Genomic DNA, 18499 nt, shown 5'->3' with positions numbered 1-18499 from the left:
TGCCTTTTTAAAATGAAAAGTCTATACCCATCAAATATTGTCGAGAAGTAGGAATACGCAAATCCGTCATACCTGCAATGCCAACTTCTGGATCCGATTCCAAGTCTTTGTCATTTACCCAAGTCCAAAGGTTATTACCTCTAAGGTAAATCTTGGCATTACTGATTTTCAACCTGCTCAAAAGTGTATTGGGAAGGTTGTAAGACAAGGTAATATCCCTCAATCTCAAGTAAGTTCCATCATATAAGAAACGGGATGAATGTTGACTGGAACTACCTGACTGAGTATTTCCCCATACGACTTTAGGAACATCCGTATTGTCTCCTGGCTCTTGCCATCTTCTTTCATAAATCTTTCGGCTCATATTACCCCGGTCATTCAATTGGGCACTTCCATCGCTGGCTACATAACGACCCCAATAATCATAGACCTTATTGCCATAATTAAGGTAGAATAAGAAAGACAGGTTGAAACCTTTATAACTCAAATTATTAGTCAATCCGGCAAAAAACTTAGGAGAGGCACTTCCTTGCTCATAAGGATCAGCATTACCATAATCATTGGTCGTTTCTGTTTCTGAAGCATCCGTGTACCATAGCGCATCTCCATTTTCGGGATCTACTCCTGCGTAACCTGGCATGTAGAAGGTGTAAAAATCCGCTCCTTCTCTACGAATATACTGCCCGTCCACTATAGCTTCATCCTCATTCAGCTTAAGTACTTCGTTTTTGTTGGTAGTCAAGTTAAAATCCGTGCTCCAGAAAAAGCCATCTGCCTGGTCTATATTTACTGAGCTCAAACTAAATTCCCAACCACTGTTTTGCATTTCCCCAATATTTGCCAAATAACTGGTAATACCATTTGTACCTGAAATTGGCACATTGAGCAGTAAGTCCGAAGTGACCCGATTATAATATTCTACCGTACCGCTCAAACGCTTAAAGACTCTAAAATCTAGCCCTATATTCAATGGCTTGTTCTTTTCCCAAGTCAAATAAGGGTTGGATTGTTGGGAATAAGCGTAACCCGGCATGCCATTATAATCATTTCCTGTATTGTAAAGACCTCTGGATTCAAAATCTCCAATTCCCTGGTTACCATTAATACCATAACTACCTCTAAGCTTAAGTTCATCCACGAAGTTTTCTCCAAAGAAAGCCTCTTTATGAATATTCCATCCCAAACCTACAGAGCCGAAATTGGCATATCGAACGGATGAACCAAAGCGAGATGATCCATCTCTTCTACCCGTTACGTTTAAGTAATAACGTTCACCAAAAGCATAATTGGCACTTAGAAAATAGGAGGAAATGGAAGAAGCTGTTTTTTCAGATGAGGCATTCTTGTAAACTGAGGCATTGGCCAAGGTGGTCAGGCCTGGAGCTACATAATTACTCGCATAAGCATAAACGGAATTAGCGGAGATTTGCTGTGCTTCCTGGCCTAGGGTAAAGCTGACACTGTTATCATCATCCATTACCCATCTGTATTTAAGCAAATTAGTCACGTTCCAGTTGACCACGATATTGGTATAAGCCCTTCCACGGCCGCCATCATTTCTTGCTTCTCCAAAATAAGGATTATCATATTGAAATTCATCCGCCAAATTAAAGTCCAAGTTGGCCCTGGTCTCAAAAGAGAAGTTGTCCATGATATCATATTTCAGACCTATATTACCCAAAGCATTATAGAGCTTCGTTTCCCGAATATTTTCATTCACCAGCCCTACTGGGTTATAGGTCAGGAGAATGTCTGTATTATAACTTCCATCCACGTTATAAACCGGCTCCCAAGGCACTTCCCTGAACATACTTCTGACCGGGTTATTGGCACTTCCTGCCTCACTATTGGTATGCATGATCTGCGTGTTGGCAGCCAAGCCCAAATCCAATGTCAATTTCTTGGTGGCAGAATGCCTAACATTAACCTTGGCATTTAATTTTTCATAATCAATCCCAATAATCGGTGCTTCTTGATCATAATAACCTACTGAAGAATAAAAGTTAGTCTTCTCATTTCCTCCAGAAGCACTGATAAAATACTGTTGGTAAGTACCGTCCCTAGTGATTACATCAAACCAGTTGGTATTGATATTTTCATCTATTCTACTATAAATGTAATCCGCTGCATCTTGGGGACTATCACCGTAATTCACCCTGGATTCTACCAGCAACTCTGCTAACTCTGGTGTTATTAAAGGCTTGTTCCTATCATCCAATAGGACTTGGCTGGTACCCCTTTGCACACTTACATCGAATTTGGTCTTTCCTGACTTTCCTTGCTTGGTCGTTATCAAAATCACTCCATTGGCACCCCTAGAGCCATAAATAGAAGTAGCTGATGCATCTTTCAATACTGTCATGGATGCAATATCATTGGGGTTCAATCCAGCAATGGTATTGGAACTGGTCGCAATCTGGGAAATATTACCCGCCACAACAGGAATCCCATCTATAACATATAGGGGATCAGAACTGGCATTGATAGAGCCCACCCCTCTGATTCGGATATTTGGAGAGTATCCTGGCTGACCACTCGGAGATGCTGATTGAACACCAGCAATATTTCCTTGTAAACTCTCCTGAAAAGAAGCCCTTGGTGCTCCTTGGACCTTTTCCAATTTCACGTCCACAGCAGAACCTGTAAAAGAGGCTCTTGACTGCTCATCGTAGGCTACTACGATCACCTCTTGCAAGGTCTGAACATCATTGTCCATGATTACGTCTAACTGGCTCTGGCCAGCATTCACTGTCACCTCTTTTTTCTTATAGCCTACAAAAGATACCACCAAGGTAACTTGACCATCAGGAACATTCAGTTCAAAGGAGCCGTCCAAATCAGTGATTGTTCCTCTAGTCGTCCCCTTTATCATAATGCTCACCCCTGGAAGGGTCTCTCCATCACCTGCGGTCACCACACCGGAAACAGTCCTTTCTATTCTTTTTGAATTTCTCACAGCCATGTGCTCCAGCCTTCTTGCTGATGTTTGGGGCAGGGTAGCCTGGTCTTTTTCGACCTTTTTTACGGTATAAAAATTGGCTTTGATCCGATCAAACTCCAAGGCTGGGTTTTCTGTGGTAATTTGTTTCAGTACCTCTCCAAGGCTAAGGCTTTCCAACAATTGAAAATCCCCTTTTACCATTGACTGACTGATTTCATCTTTATACAAAAACGAAACGCCATATTTACCTTCTACAGTTTTCAAAAGATCGGTAAGGCTGACCGTTTTTGTTTTGTTTGAGCGTGCATTCTCCACTTGAAAATTATAGGACAAGGTCTCTTGCGCTGGCCTTGCCATCCCCAAATTCCAAGCTAAAACGCAGCCCATAATCGGTAAAAACTTTACTTTCATATTGTTTATGGGTTAGATATGGTTAGTGAATTAATTTGATTACATTTTCCTCCCTCACGATCTTTATCTCCAATAAAGACCGAAGTCCATCCAAAAGGTCATCCACATTCTTTGAGGGGACTACACCGGTTAATTTTTCTTTTAACATCTCAGCATCATTGACGATAACCGTAAATCCATAATCGTCTTTCAAAATCCTGACGATCTCTTTTAGCGGTGTCTTATCAAAGACAAGCTTGTCGTTCTTCCTACTGGTATAGATTTGAGTCTCAACTTCCTTTTTGATCAACAAATCATTTTGATGATCTATCTCCACCAATTCTCCAGGAACCATCTTGATCTCGTCCTCTCCGGTGGTCTGCGCTATCTTAAGTGCAACGGCACCTGATTCCAGCACTACCCTAGAGGTAGTAGGTCTTGCGGTCACAGTAAATGTGGTGCCCAATACTTGTACATCAAATTTTCTTGACGTGTGTACTGTAAACTTATTGGGCGCTTTCATCTTAACAATGTCGAAATATCCTTCGCCCTCAAACCAAATTTCCCTGGCCTCATCATCCAGCCATCCATCTTTGAATTTGAGTTGGCTATTACCACTCATATGCACAGAGGATCCGTCAGGAAGGACCACGTCTGCGGATTCTGCATAGGCCGTCCGATAGGTTTTATAAGTCCCCCAATCCATGAGAAAATAAACCAGCGCAGCAGTAAGCAATGCCAATACACCCAAAACGGCTGCCATTGACCTTTGACCTATTCCTTTTTGATTTTTTGTCATTACGGGCCTCCTTTCCATAGAATTTGCTGTTCTTAGAACATCTTCGGCCGTAACTTTAGGTCGTAGGATGATTTTCTGAGCATGGTCCAAACTAGCAAAATCATCCTCCAAACACTGGTTCAAATAGTGTTGACCATCAGGTGTAGACAACCAGTCCAAAACCTCTTTGGCTTCATCACTGGTTCTCAATTGATTACTGAAATAATTAGCTAACTTTTCCTCGCTGGGTCGGTTCATTGACTTGGGTATTTATAAAGGATACACCCAAAGCCCGTCGTAGTATTACTGGAAGGTGAAAAAAAGTTTATTTTTTAATTATTTTTTTTGATCACGAAAGTTTATCCATCGCATATATGGATATCGCTAAAATAGTATAATACTTATTCACAAAATCCTGTATAGTCCTCAAGCCCTTGGTATACTGTGATTTGACTGTATTAATAGAGAGATCGAGTTTTTCTGCTACTTCCTCATTACTCAAGCCATGAACCGTTTTTAATAAAAAAATTTCTTTTCGTTTTTCCGGCAAAGACTTGATAGCTTCTTGGTAAACTTTGTTGGTTTCGTTAAAGATCACCTCTTCTTCTGTCCTATTAGAGGAAACGCTGGTAGAAGCCAATAAGTCCACATGTTTAAGAATTTTGCGCTTTTCGTCCCTGATCATATTTAAGATGATACGCTTGGCAAAAGTAATGATCAAAGGCTTTATCTGTTGCTTTGGATCAATGTGGCTTCTATAATTCCATAATTTTAAAAACGTATCTTGAACCACGTCATTGGACAAATCATCGGACTTCAAATATTTCAGGGCCACATAATACACCTGTGAGGAATAAATTCCAAATACCGTTGTAAACGCCTCCTCATTACCATTAATCAATTGTTCAATAATGGCACTTTCATTTTCTAAAAAATTGGTATAAAGCATATTTAATGAGATGAATCTGTGGTATATTGGAAGCTTAAAGGTTGAAAAAAATATCCAATATTCACAAATAAGGCTTATATAAAAAGCTAAAACCAATAATAAGCAGCGCTATTCAGGTTTCAACGGCAATATCTAAAGCCAATCCCCATTAATTCAATTCCTGTTTTTATGCCGCCAAGCTTTCTTTCATTGCCACCTTTCTTTTCAACCTATCTTTCAAATATTTCCGTACAGGTTTATCCATATATTCCATAACCGTATAGGACAATCCTATTAAAAGCACGGTCCCCACACAGGTAATTAGGATCATTTGGTTCATGCCAGGGCTTTTTGCTTCCAAATAACTAAAAAACAACCAAATAAACGGGTAGTGCACCATATACAGTGGATAAGAAATTTCACCAGAGAAAACACAGATTTTTCGGTGTGAAGGTTTCAATTTCGCTCCAGCACCCACGGCTACTAAGAATGGAAAGTATAAAATAACAATCAAAGACTCAGTTATCCAGTTGATGGAGGCTTCATAAGGAAATAATAAAGCGACCAACAATAATACTGAGAGTGTACCAAATCCCAAACGGGACTTTATGATCCAGTTACTACGATAAACTAACATCCCTGCCAAAAACGAGAAAAGAATACGAGCTCCTCCACCCCAAAAATTGTCTCCACCCCATCCAGCACTCAAGTTTTCATAGTAAAAAGCCGAATACCATAAGGTGATACCAGCCAAAATAGTAACCAGCCATAAAACCTTATTGCGCAATTTGAACAAGACAAAAGCATAAAAGATATTGGCAATGTATTCCCAAAACAATGACCAAGTGGGCGGATTCAAATGAAAGTTATTGAAATAACGCTCTGGAACCAAGGGATAAGGAACCATCAAACAAGCTGTCACAAACAATTTCACATTTTCCCATAAACTGTATTTAAAAACTAGATCACTAAAAGGGTCAAAAACAAAGGCAAAAAGCCCAATAACAGCACCAATTACTACCAAAGGCTGTAGGCGGATCAGTCTCAACTTAAAAAACTGCTTCCAACCTATTTCCTTGATCCTATTATCATAAGCATATGCAATCACGAAGCCAGATAAGCAAAAGAAAAAATCAACTGCCAAATAACCATGAGCTATAAAATTATCATGGTAATCCGGAACGATTATTTCCATAAAGTGAAATACCACCACAGCAACTGCTGCCAAACCACGCAGTCCATCCAAAATTTCAAAATGCTGTCTGGTCTTTAATAAATTTGGATTATTTACTGTAGTATACATTAGCTATCAATAGTTTTAGATTCCGTTAAAAAGCTTGGCAATTAAATAAATAGGAAAGGTTTTAACACAACCGTTCATATAAATAAAAGAATATTTCTTTCTAAACCCTACGAATCCCTTTTTCAGGCTTAATTAATCTTGAGCAGATTTCCTTTGATCATCCAAACTTCAGTTCTTCCTTTCTTAGAATATCCATTTGTACTGGTCAAAGCCAAAATACTTCCATCTTCTAAAACAGTAATGCTATTCCAATGGCCAATGCTACCTTCCGGTAAATCAAAAGGCCAAGTATGATTGGTGAAATTTTGGGCATGTTCATCCCCTATTGCTACTGCCATTTGAGCATCCTCTAGCTTGGACCCCCATTGAAAAGAAAGCAAGGTCAAACCATTTTCACATATTGCCAAATAAGGAGCTCCGGCATAATCCCTTTGAGGAATTTCTTCGGCCAAGGCATATTTACGCATAGGGCTGTCCGCTCCCACTGTACTATCCCAATGCATTCCTTCATTGTGAATAATATAGGGTTTGAATGGACCAAATCCATTGTCCTCTATCGCCATGGCTATTTTCTTGCCATTGTCGAGGGCAATTGGAACAGGCATACCATCCCTACTTCCTTTTCGAAAACTAATGGTCTCAGCTTCCTTCGTCCAGCTGTGTCCTCCATCCATCGACTTAATCATGGCAATCCGCTGCTCGTTGCTTTCTGTAAAAACTCCTTCATCAGCGAAATAAAGCTGTATAGAACCATCGGGTAATTGTAAAAAAACAGGTTCCCAACAGCCATTCTCAAAACTAGTTCCAGCTTCATAGACTAATTGGTCCTCCTCCCAGGATTGCCCATTATCAGTACTTCTAACTGTCCTTATTGCGAAATGCTTTTCAGGCCGGTTCCTACGGGGTTTAGGATTATAGCCCAACAAAATATCCCCATTTTCGAGAACAGTAAAATCAGGGACTGCCATTCCTATTCCTTCTTGTCTTTCAGCAACTAAAACCGGAGCCTTCCAATTACCATCTTCTTTTTTACGAAAAAAAATACTCCCATCGGCCTCAAAAGCAAACCCCAAATTCCCATCAGCAAGCTCTCTAGCTCTGGCATAGCCTGAATAATTAAAGTTTCTGGTGGATACTTTCTCAAGACTGGACTGATCCCAGTCTATGTTATATTCTGAAGGCTTTGGAGGACTGCCTGCCCTAAATCCAGAGCAGGCAGTCATGAACAATAAAACAATAAAAACCCAAATGTTCAATCTCCGATTTTTCATCTTCCCGTCAAGGATTTGATCAGGTCTGTTTCCGATTTTTTGTATGGTGTACCATCTGTCTGAAACACTTCATGAAACCACAATTCTGGCTCATCTGTATATGTCTTTTCCCAACTGTCCCAAGGATATTTGGTTTGTGTCTTACCATCTACCAGCCCCCAATTGAACATACCAATGTTTTCTGCTTTGGCAATAGGTAAAAACCCTTCAAAAGTACTTCCATTTGGACGGGCCATATACTCGGTACAGATCATAGGACGGTCATAACGCTTTAACCAGTTAATACGCTTTTGAAATTCTTCTGGAGAATCATAATTATGAAAAGAAATGATATCCGAATTTTCAATTTGGGCCACTTGAATAGGACTCATCACCTCTTCTGATGACCAATCACCCAACCAGACTCCAGAGGTCAATGGCTGGGTAGGCTCCTGTGATCTTGCCCAAGAAAACGCTTGCTTCATCAAGGGCAATACATAGTCCACCTTATTGGGATGCTCTTTATCACGATAAGAAACTCCTGTATCATTGTCTGGCTCATTCCATATATCCCAACCTAAAATCCGCTCATCCTTTGCAAATCTCCCCACAACGGCCTTCACATATTTTTCCAACCTTGGATATTGGGTAGAATCGGCCAAAGCATAATAACCAGGGCTTTGTACCCAACCGGAATTGTGGACATGTGGTTTTGGATCACGCTGCTCTCCAGCCTCCACAAAAGGATCCCAGCAGGAGTCAAAAAACACGAATAAGGGTTTCATGCCATGTTTATCCATGATCTCTAGCATAGTATCCATTCTATCCAAAAATCCCTTGGGATCCTGCTTATAAGCTAGATCATGAAGGTAAACCCTCATGGTATTCATACCAATATCCTCTGCCCAGCCCAATTCTTTGTCAATCAACTCAGGAGAAAAGGTTGCTTCTTGCCACATCTCCAACTGGTTGATGGAATTACTTGGATTAAAATTGGCCCCTACCAACCACTCTTGTTCGGCATACCAAGCTTTTGCTTGCTCTTTGGTCCATCTTGTGGCAGTTTCCACAGATATGCTTTCCTGTCCTGTTTCTTTTTCTTCTGAACTGTTTTTTGTTCCACAGCTGATCGCTAGTGCAATCAGACCAAAACAGGCAAGACGGGTTATTTGATTCTTTATCATGTTCATTTTTTTAAACCACAGATAAAAAGGATAAACACAGATGTATTCTTTGAATTTAATATCTGTGCCAAGCCTAATCCACCTGGCTGAACAACAGTCAGGTCTGTGGAAAATTCTTTTATTAATTCAACTACTATTACAAAAGAGGTCCGCTAACTGGCCCCTTTCAACCGAAGACTAACTACTTTATCTCTCTTTCCGCCACCCCTTCAAAGGTTATTTTCACAGGCTTGATCTTTCCATTTTCATCAAATTCCATCTTATCAATGCTGGTCGCTCTATGGTTATGATGGGTTTCTGTCAATGGTCTTCTATGGTATACTATATAATACTCATCTTCTCCAGGAACCTGAATAACCGAATGGTGTCCTGCACCTGTAGCCACTTCAGGATCTTGCTGAAGGATCTTCCCTTCTCTTTTAAAAGGTCCAAATGGACTATCAGCAATGGCATAGGCCACGGAATAGTCAGGTCCTCCCCAACCACCTTCAGACCACATGAAATAATATTTACCATCTCGGATAAACATAAACGGTCCTTCTACATAGCTATCTGGTGTCACCTCCTTGTACATTTCGCCATCTTCAAAAGGCACAATACCCGTAAAATCGTCATTTAGTTTCACGATATTACAGTGTCCCCAACCTCCATAATACATATAATAGGTTCCATCTTTGTCTTTGAATATATACTGGTCTATGGGCTGGGCACCATTGACAATTTCATTGATCAAAGGCTTTCCTAACAAATCCTTAAAGGGTCCTTGTGGCTGGTCAGCAATGGCTACACCTATTCCTCCAACTTCACCTTCATGGACATCATTGGCTGCAAAAAACAAATAGTATTTATCATCCTTACTGATAACACCCGGTGCCCACATGGCCTTTTCTGCCCATTTCACCTCTGCGGTATCTATAATCCTTTCATGCTTGGTCCAGTTCACCAAATCCTTGGAGGAAAAGGCATCCATAAACACCTGCTTTTCATATTCATCTGAATAGGTCGGATATACCCAATAAGTATCATCATAAACAATGGCTTCAGGGTCAGCATACCATCCTTCAAAAATGGGGTTCCCTGAAGTTTTCACACTTTCATGTGCCTTCTCATCAGCTTCTCCCTCTACTGTAGACTTGGTGTTGCAGGCAAATGATCCTGCTAGTGCCAATAACAAAAGTCCGTTTAGCTTTTTCATATTTTTGATTTTTATATTCTATTGATGTTTAATACTAACATTTTTAAAATTGATCTCTTGATCAGCATCCCCAAGCGCAAAAATACCAAGGCGAAAGCCCATGCCCCAAGGCACCAAATGAGCAGCATTATACTTCTCTCCCACCTTCTTCCACTTCCCATCAACATCCGTATAAGAAAATTGCAGTATATGGCCTTGGCTAACTGTCATCTTCAAATTGACCAATTCACCAGCCTTAAAGCTTCCTTCTGCCTTAATATCCAACTTTTTATCCCTATTTTCTATCACTTGTACTTTGTCTCCTTTTATGCCGATTCCAAAGCCGGCTACAGGAGCTCCAAAACCATTATGTGCACCGCCAACCAATAGAAGTCCCCCCATGGCTTCCGAACTAGATGGCAAAATACTGACCTCTATTTCATATTCTGGAGAGGTAGAAGCCTGCACCAACAGTGATCCTAAGCCCTCATTTTCATTTGAGGATTTTAAGAGCAATCCATTTTCACCAGTGGAATATTGAATATCCTGTGTTACTCTCCACTGCCAAATAGGGTTGAGTTCTGGATTAAAATCATCAGAAAATGTCAAAGAAGCCGTTTCTCGGTCATAGCTAGCATTATTCTCAAAAACCGGCCATCCATCTTCATTCCACTTGATTTTTTCCAAGACACCTTCCCTGCCTACAAAGACACTTCCTTGGCTGCTATAGGCATGGTATAACAAATAATGATCTCCATCCTTTTTTACCACTGTACCGTGGCCTGCACACTTCCAATTTTCATTGTCCTTCAAAATGGGATTTTGATCATATTTCTCCCAAGGCCCCAACAGTGTTTTGGATCTGGCCACTCCAGCTTTATAGTTGCAGGCCTTATCACAGCAAGCTCCAGCTGAATAAGTAGCATAGAAATAATCATTCTCCCTGAAAATACATACCCCTTCTACCAGGTTCAGCTCCCAGTCCACATCATTTCTGAAGAGCTCCTTTGGCTCCCCAAGTAATTGCGTTCGTTCCTCATTGATTTCTTGCGCCCAAATAGGCGTCGGAAGGCCTCTGCTATTCCCATCTTCCTTCCAAGTGAGATAGAGCTTTCCTCTTTCATCCCTTACCTCAAAGGCATCAATAGAACCGGCTTCCTGAGCAACCAATGGTCCATGATCAGTAAATTTCCCTTCAGGATTATCAGCACTGGCCACTGCCACACTTAGGCGGTTACTGGTCTTATCTCTAGCAGTATAATAAGCATAAAATTTCCCCTGCCCCTCATCATAAGAAAGCTCAGGTGCCCAGAAATTATTCCTTGCCCAATCTGGCGCCCCATCAGGAAACACATAATTCACCAATTCCCAGTTGACCAAATCTTTCGATTTAAAAATAGGAAAAAGGGGCGCCCACTCATTGGAGGTAGCAGAAGCATAATAGTACTCACCCACTTTCACTACTGTTGGGTCAGGACGGTCTCCGGGCAATACCGGATTTACAATAACGGTAGCTGATTCCTTTTGCTCATCTTTGTTTTCTTTGGCAGTTTGGCAGGCGTTAACCATTAAAAATGCCAGCAATGATAAAATTAGAGAAACGCTCTTTATGCTCATTTTTCGTATCAGTTAAGTACCTATTTTATTTGTTGAAGGCTGAGCCCCCAAACTGTAATGCACAGTTTGTGAAGCTTGCCCGCAACTGGTTCAATAGGTATAGGGTTATTTTTTTATACTATGGTTTAATCTAGTTTTTGATCTGGTAAATAAAAATCAAAGGGCTTATTCCTATCTGCCTCCAGGCTCTCTCCATCAAAGGTCATTGGAGCCACTTGAATAGTGGTTCTATGGTTTTGATGAAAGGATTGATCAGGTTTGATCTCCGAATGTTTATCCCTGCCCGGATGGGTAAAGTAAAAAACATAAGCTTTGTCTCCAAAAACCAACACGTCCCCATGTGCCCCACTTGGCTTATCATCTACCCTAGTGGAAGGCTTGTCCAAAATAAGTCCCTGCTTCTCCCAATTTTGCAGATCTTTGGATCGATAAACCCTCAGACCATGCCATTCATCGGTTAGCATCCAGTAATAATTATTGAATTCAAAGACCTTAGGGCCTTCATGAGCTCCGCCGCCAATAGCGGGCAAATCCTTTGTTTCCCAATTCACCAAATCATCTGATTCAGACACCATGGTAATGCCTCCACGGCTATCATCTTTGTACCAAATCCTGAATTTACCCGCAGGTGTCTTGAAAATCGTAGCATCGATAATTTTATCAGAAGAAAGGGATAGTGGTCCCTGATGCTCCCAGTCCCACAAATTTTCGCTCGTAAAATAATGGATATGACTTGCTCCTCCCCAATGATTTCTTACGCCCTGTATATAAGAAACAAACATATGGTACTTTCCATCATGATAAATCACCTCAGGCGCCCAAAAGGTATTCCAACCTTTCTCAAATTCAAGATCCAAATAACCTCTAAATACCCAAGTCTGCCCATGATCCTTAGTCTCTGCTATTCCTATGCTGTTTCCATAATAGGCAGAAACATCCTGTGTGGGCATATTTGCCCTTCTGGCTGTATATAGCATCCACCAAGATTTCTCTCCCTTATTCCAGACCATCACAGGATCAGCTGCTCCATCATAAATAGGATCACGGAACATAGGGGCCGGGGCATTTCTAATATTTTCGTTTTGTGCTAAAAGTGAATGGCTGAAGATTAAAAGAAAAAACATCAAGCAAGCTCCATTAAAAAGCAAATTGGAGGATGCTTTGCTTAAGCATAATTTTTGAAAATTCTCAGGGTGGCTATTACTATTCGCATTCATAACAATTATTTTGGGCTAAACCATTAAGCTAGATCAGGTGACCATAATTTAATTCTTTCAAAAGTAGTTTAAGATAAGTTTTACCTGTTAGCAAAAAACCGTCAGGAATTGGCAATTATTCTTCTAATCAAGTTTAAAAAGAGCTTTTCCTTAATATCTCCCTATTTACACCTTACAAAAAAATCACATTTAAAAGACCAATATGAAGGAATTATTGGGTTTGATGAAGGAAAGCTTTGCTACTCAAAGATCATTATCCAAGCAATAATTCATAAAACCAGCTCATTATTGTAACTTTACATTTTTCGAAAAGATTAAAAATAAAATTAGCAGCTGTCTCATTTTTCCAAAATTCATCGTATTAGTACCATTAGCTAAAAATTGATTCAATAATTAATGCCATTCACTAAAAGTATATCCATAATTATCCCCAATTATAACGGGCAAAAATTGCTCAAAAAATACTTGCCACATACCTATAAAGCAGTACAAAACTCAGGGGTTGATTTTGAAGTAATTGTGGTGGATGATGCTTCCAAAGATGATTCCATAGCTTTTCTCAAAGAGCATTACCCTCAAGTAATCACATTGGTCAATAAGAAAAATAAGGGTTTTTCATTTACCTGCAATCAAGGCATCAAAATGGCCCAATATGAGCTGGTGCTTTTCCTTAACTCAGATGTTAGACTCGAAGAAAACTATTTTGAGCAGTTTTGGCACTATTTTGAAAACCCCGACACATTTGGCGTGATGGGAAGAATAGTCAATACTGAGGGAAAGATAGAAGATGCTGCCCGAATGGTGGCTTTCCAAGGACTCAAATTCAAAGCAACCCATTTTTATATCAACAAGGACCAATCCCGGTTGACTCCTACAGCATATCTTTCTGGAGCGAACGCCCTGGTGGACCGCAAAAAACTATTGGAACTTGGTGGCTTTGATGAAATTTATTCGCCTTTCTACGTTGAAGATGTGGACCTGAGCTTCAGGGCATGGAGGTTGGGTTGGAAATGCTACTATGAGCATAATGCGGTATGTCATCACGAAGTTTCCTCCACAACCAAAAGAGAGCATGGAAAAAGTACGCTTTATCCCATATTGTATAGAAATAAGTTTATCCTTCAGTCCATTCACTTGGACGGAATAAAGCTGTTCCTTTGGAATATTCAATTATTGACTGTGGAAGTATTTATGAGGGCCTTGCTGGGTAAATGGTGGATTATCAAGGCCTATTTTAGTTATTTAAGAAAGAAATCTGAAATCCAATATGCTAGAAAAAAATTAACTGATCTAATGCAAAAGCATCAAGGATATAAAGGCCTGTTTGATATTAAGAAAAGCGTCTTTGACTCCTTAAAGAAGGAGAAAGTTGAGAGATTAAAAACATGAACAGATCTGTTTATCTGACAATATGAATGAATTATAAGTGATATAAAGCAATCCCAACTTCTAAAAAGGAGATTGCTTCGTCGTTTCTCCTTGCAATGACAAACGGTAAACCTTCATTGCGAATGTAGTGTCAGCGGAGTGAAGCAATCTCAACTTCAGGAAAGAGGATTGCTTCGTCATCCTTCCTCACAATGACGTAAGAAAAATAGTACCTTTGCAGAAAATTAAGCGGCATGCTGTTGAAAACATTTCTTAAAACGTGTAGCCGATATAATATATTAATATTCCATGAAAACCTATTTCAGATTACTGGCATTTGCCAAACCTATTGAAAAATTCGCCATACCTTACCTGATATTCACCTTGTTGGGAGTGATTTTCAATACCCTAAACTTGGCCATGCTTGCCCCATTACTGAGCACTTTGTTCAATGCCCAGGGAGATGCCACCGTAGAAGTCCTTAAGCCAGAAAGTTGGACTGACGTTTTTGGCTACCTCAACTATTATGCGAATATCGCAAAGGTGGAATATGGGCCATTGGGAGCTCTCCAAGCAGTATGTGCTGTAATCATTATTTCTGTGCTTTTGGGTAACCTCTTCCGTTATCTTTCCCAATTGGTCATGGAGAATCTAAGGATCCACACCTTACTGAATCTAAGAAGAAGGGTCTTTGATAATGTAATGAACTTACATGTAGGCTATTTCAGCAACCAGCGAAAAGGAGATATCATTTCCAAAATATCATCCGATGTACAGGTGGTACAGTTTTCTGTAACGGGGACTTTGCAGGTGATCTTTAAGGAGCCACTACAGCTGATCGCCTATATTTTCATGCTCTTTGCCATATCTTATAAACTGACCATTTTCTCTCTTTTGGTCATTCCCGTATCGGCTTTTTTTATTGCTCAAATAGTCAAAAGACTAAAAAAACAAGCTTCCCAAGCCCAGCACCTTTATGGGGTAATGATCAGCTATTTGGATGAAGCCCTTTCTGGAATTAAGATCATCAAGGCTTTCAATGCCACTGAAATGATCAAAGATAAATTCCATGGAGAAAATGTCCGTTTTTCCATGCTAGGAAAGAAAATGGCCAAACGCCAACAAATGAGTTCTCCTGTTTCCGAATTCTTGGGCGTAACCATGGTTTCAGGGATTGTACTTTATGGAGGTTCCTTGATCATCAACAACCAATCAGAACTCAGCCCTTCTGATTTCATTGCCTATATTGCCCTTTTCAGCCAAGTAATGCGTCCAGCAAAAGCTTTGACCAACTCCTTTAGCTCCATACATTCAGGCTTAGCCGCTGGAGAGAGAGTTTTGGATTTAATTGACGAAAAGCCGGCCATCACTGACGCAAAAGATGCTATTCAAATCAATGAATTCAAGGATAAAATTGAAATAAAAGACCTATCCTTTTCCTATCCAGGAAGACCAGTACTCAAGGATGTCAACCTGTGCATTCCAAAAGGAAAAATGGTGGCCTTGGTAGGGCCTTCAGGTGGGGGGAAATCCACTATGATGGACTTATTGCCACGTTTTATTGAACCAGACAGTGGCCAGGTATTAATAGACGGCAATGATATTTCCCATATTAGCATGGACTCGCTGAGGAGCTTGATGGGAATGGTAAACCAAGAGTCTATCCTATTCAATGACAGTATTTTCAATAATATTGCCTTTGGGGTGCCGGATGCCACCCAAGAAGAAGTGGAAGCGGCTGCAAAGATTGCCAATGCTCATGAATTCATCCTGCAAACCGAAAATGGCTACCAATCCAATATGGGCGACCGGGGTTTGAAACTTTCCGGGGGACAAAAACAAAGAATCTGCATCGCCCGGGCAGTGCTGAAAAACCCACCGATCATGCTTTTGGATGAGGCTACTTCTGCCTTGGATACCGAATCAGAAAAACTGGTTCAGGACGCCTTGAACAAGCTGATGAAAAACCGTACTTCCCTAGTCATAGCGCACAGACTCAGCACCATTCAGAACGCCGACATTATCGTGGTACTGGAAGATGGAAAGATCATCGAACAGGGTAATCACCAGGAACTGGTGACCAAAGACGGCTTGTACAATAAGCTGGTCAGTATGCAGCAGTTTACTGAAGTAAGTTAAGTAACTAACCTTTCTAAACTGTACCTAAATGCGAACTTGGCTGGAAAAGATGCTCAAAAAAATCATTTATAAAATTGATCGCAAATATGCTAATTCAAGGAAAAGAACAGGGACGTTTTCTTCTCTTTCTTCTCCTTCAATATATGGTCTTTATTTGCTAAGATTTATTATAGCCAGCTTTAAGAACCTCAAATTCAAACAGGAACAGCAACTAGAAGGGACCAATGAACAAGCTTCTGTTCTTAAGCTTTTGGGCCATAGCTATTACCCTGGAAAGTTAGGAAAAAAAACATCCCTTGACCTACAAAACCCTGTTCATTTCGAAAGCAAGGATTCTCCAACTTTAACTATAATCATTCATTCGGTAAAAGAGATTCAATCACTTTCACAAGTATTGAATTCACTCCAATCTTCTTGGACGAATGAGATTAAAATCATTGTGGTTTTAGAAGAAAGTCAAAAGGATATCATAAGCTTTTTGAAAGAAAACGCTTATGATATTGGCATCCATTTTCTACAGTCCAAGGGAAAATTAATTTTTGCATTAAATGAATTGATTAGCTCAACCAATAGTGATTTAATTGCCTTTTGGAATGGAAAAACCATATTGGAATCTGGTAGTCTCCAAGAATTGGTTCAAAATATGAAATCAAATCCTGATTGGGCAGCAATTTCAGGTAAAACCTTAGCTGAAGATGGGTTAATAAAAAGTGCCGGTTCATATATCAACCCTGATTTTGAATTAACCAGTTATGGTAAGTTTGATCTTCCTACACATCCAAAGTATAATTTGATAAGAGAAATAGATGCTCTTGATGAAGTCTTTGCAATGTTTAAGGTAAAAGAACTGCAAGCTCAAAATGGACTAAATGAAAATTTTAGGTCACTACCGCATGCTTTTACAGATTTGGTCCTAAGAATAAAAATGAAAGCAGGAAAAAAAACCATTTATACCCCATTACTTACATTTTCATCAAAAGAGAAAACAGGAACTGCGGAAACAATTAGTATTGGAACCAACCTTTTAAAAACAAGCTATCCCAAATACTTTGACAAAATTGAGCTAAACAAAGAAGAGGAACTTGTAAGAAGATTTCTGCCCAAGAAAACCATACTCTTCATTGACATCTTTCTTCCAGAATATGATAAGGACTCAGGCTCCGTAAGGGCCTTGCATTTGCTAAAAATGCTAAAAAGACTCGGCTACCATGTGATCTTTGTTCCAAGAAAAGGGGACAAAAATGAGCCCTACTATACTCAGTTCAGAAATTTGGGAATAGAAATCCTATATGCTTATCCCGATAGGTCTGGGATGAAAAAGCTATTGCTAAATATTTTGCCGTCTGTAGACATAGCATGGATTTGTCGCCCACAACTCAATCAAGAATTTGAATGGATTTTTAAACAAAACCCGAAAATAAAGTGGATCTATGACACCATAGACCTGCATTATATAAGACTTTCAAGAGAAGCAGAGTTAACAGGAAGCCAAAAGCTAAAAAGAAAAGCCAATAAATTCCATCAGTTAGAATTGGACTTAGCGTCAAAAGCTGATGTTTCCTTTACGGTAACTTCTGAAGAAAAAAATCTTTTAAAAAAACAAAGTATCAAGCAGGTAGAGGTAATCCCCAATATACATGAAGTACACCCCTCAGCTACTTCAAAAGGCTTTTCGGAAAGAGAAGGATTACTATTTATTGGCTCCTATAATCATCCCCCAAATATTGATGCAGTGGTTTGGATGATTGAAGAAATTATGCCAATTATCTGGAAAGAATATGCCATACCGGTTACCCTTTTGGGAAGCGCACCTACTGAAAAGGTCAAGGCGTTGGCCTCCAATTTGGTCAAGGTTCCAGGCTTTGTACAGGACGTGGAACCTTATTTTGTCAACCAACGCTTATTTGTAGCTCCGCTTCGCTATGGAGCAGGCATGAAGGGTAAAATCGGTCAAAGTCTGGCCTATCAGCTCCCCATCATCACCACAGATATAGGAGCAGAAGGAATGGGCCTGAAAGATGGGGAAAATGTAATGCTTGCCGACAATAAGGAAAATTTCGCAGCACAAATCCTGAAGGCTTATTATGATGAAATACTTTGGAAAAAGCTGTCTAATAATTCTGCTAAAGTATTGGAGCCATTTACCCCTGAGGTAATAGAAAAAGAGTTGGCTAAAGTTTTGGAAAGCCTAAATTGAAAAGTTTAACGTA

Annotated in this window: 12 protein-coding genes; 3 read left to right on the top strand and 9 right to left on the bottom strand. The window is 39.9% G+C overall.

Annotated elements, in window-relative coordinates; translation table 11 throughout:
- Window positions 1-7: 7 nt before the first annotated feature.
- From KMW37_RS08395 to KMW37_RS08355, 9 genes are all read right to left on the bottom strand, one after another.
- Complete coding sequence (locus KMW37_RS08395) at window positions 8-3352, bottom strand: SusC/RagA family TonB-linked outer membrane protein (RefSeq protein WP_215224166.1); 3345 nt, start codon at window positions 3350-3352, stop codon at window positions 8-10.
- A gap of 22 nt (window positions 3353-3374) precedes the next feature.
- Entirely contained in the window at window positions 3375-4367 is a 993-nt protein-coding gene (locus KMW37_RS08390) for a FecR family protein (RefSeq protein WP_215224165.1), read from the bottom strand.
- Window positions 4368-4458: 91 nt separating this feature from the next.
- Window positions 4459-5058: an RNA polymerase sigma factor gene (locus tag KMW37_RS08385; RefSeq protein ID WP_215224164.1), complete on the bottom strand. Its 600-nt coding sequence runs from the start codon at window positions 5056-5058 to the stop codon at window positions 4459-4461.
- A 166-nt stretch (window positions 5059-5224) separates the two neighbouring features.
- Window positions 5225-6340: an acyltransferase family protein gene (locus tag KMW37_RS08380; RefSeq protein ID WP_215224163.1), complete on the bottom strand. Its 1116-nt coding sequence runs from the start codon at window positions 6338-6340 to the stop codon at window positions 5225-5227.
- A gap of 128 nt (window positions 6341-6468) precedes the next feature.
- A complete protein-coding gene (locus KMW37_RS08375; RefSeq protein WP_215224162.1) occupies window positions 6469-7611 on the bottom strand; it encodes a sialidase family protein in 1143 nt (380 codons plus the stop codon).
- The gene (locus tag KMW37_RS08370) at window positions 7608-8774 is read right to left on the bottom strand and encodes an endo-1,4-beta-xylanase (protein ID WP_215224161.1); all 1167 of its coding nucleotides are present in this window, start codon (window positions 8772-8774) and stop codon (window positions 7608-7610) included. Before KMW37_RS08370 ends, KMW37_RS08375 begins: the two co-directional genes overlap by 4 nt.
- Before the next feature lie 181 nt (window positions 8775-8955).
- Entirely contained in the window at window positions 8956-9969 is a 1014-nt protein-coding gene (locus KMW37_RS08365; RefSeq protein WP_215224160.1) for a glycoside hydrolase family 43 protein, read from the bottom strand.
- Between the two features lie 18 nt (window positions 9970-9987).
- Window positions 9988-11565, bottom strand: coding sequence for a family 43 glycosylhydrolase (locus tag KMW37_RS08360; RefSeq protein WP_215224159.1), 1578 nt, complete (start codon window positions 11563-11565; stop codon window positions 9988-9990).
- Window positions 11566-11690: 125 nt separating this feature from the next.
- On the bottom strand, window positions 11691-12782 hold the full coding sequence (locus KMW37_RS08355; protein WP_215224158.1) for a family 43 glycosylhydrolase: 1092 nt from the start codon (window positions 12780-12782) through the stop codon (window positions 11691-11693).
- Window positions 12783-13178: 396 nt separating this feature from the next.
- Between KMW37_RS08355 and KMW37_RS08350 the strand changes: the two genes are divergently transcribed.
- The 3 genes from KMW37_RS08350 to KMW37_RS08340 all read left to right on the top strand — a co-directional run bounded on the left by KMW37_RS08350 (window position 13179) and on the right by KMW37_RS08340 (window position 18486).
- Entirely contained in the window at window positions 13179-14171 is a 993-nt protein-coding gene (locus KMW37_RS08350) for a glycosyltransferase family 2 protein (protein ID WP_215224157.1), read from the top strand.
- Between the two features lie 288 nt (window positions 14172-14459).
- Window positions 14460-16289, top strand: coding sequence for an ABC transporter ATP-binding protein (locus KMW37_RS08345; RefSeq protein WP_215224156.1), 1830 nt, complete (start codon window positions 14460-14462; stop codon window positions 16287-16289).
- Between the two features lie 28 nt (window positions 16290-16317).
- Window positions 16318-18486 carry a glycosyltransferase gene (locus KMW37_RS08340; protein WP_215224155.1) on the top strand — a complete coding sequence of 723 codons (2169 nt, stop codon included), beginning with the start codon at window positions 16318-16320 and terminating at the stop codon, window positions 18484-18486.
- Window positions 18487-18499 lie beyond the last annotated feature (13 nt).

Origin of the sequence: Echinicola shivajiensis, assembly GCF_018642165.1 — a bacterium.
GTDB lineage: Bacteria > Bacteroidota > Bacteroidia > Cytophagales > Cyclobacteriaceae > Echinicola > Echinicola shivajiensis.
Note: the sequence above shows the minus strand (reverse complement) of the source record. Positions and strands in the feature narration are given on the sequence as shown.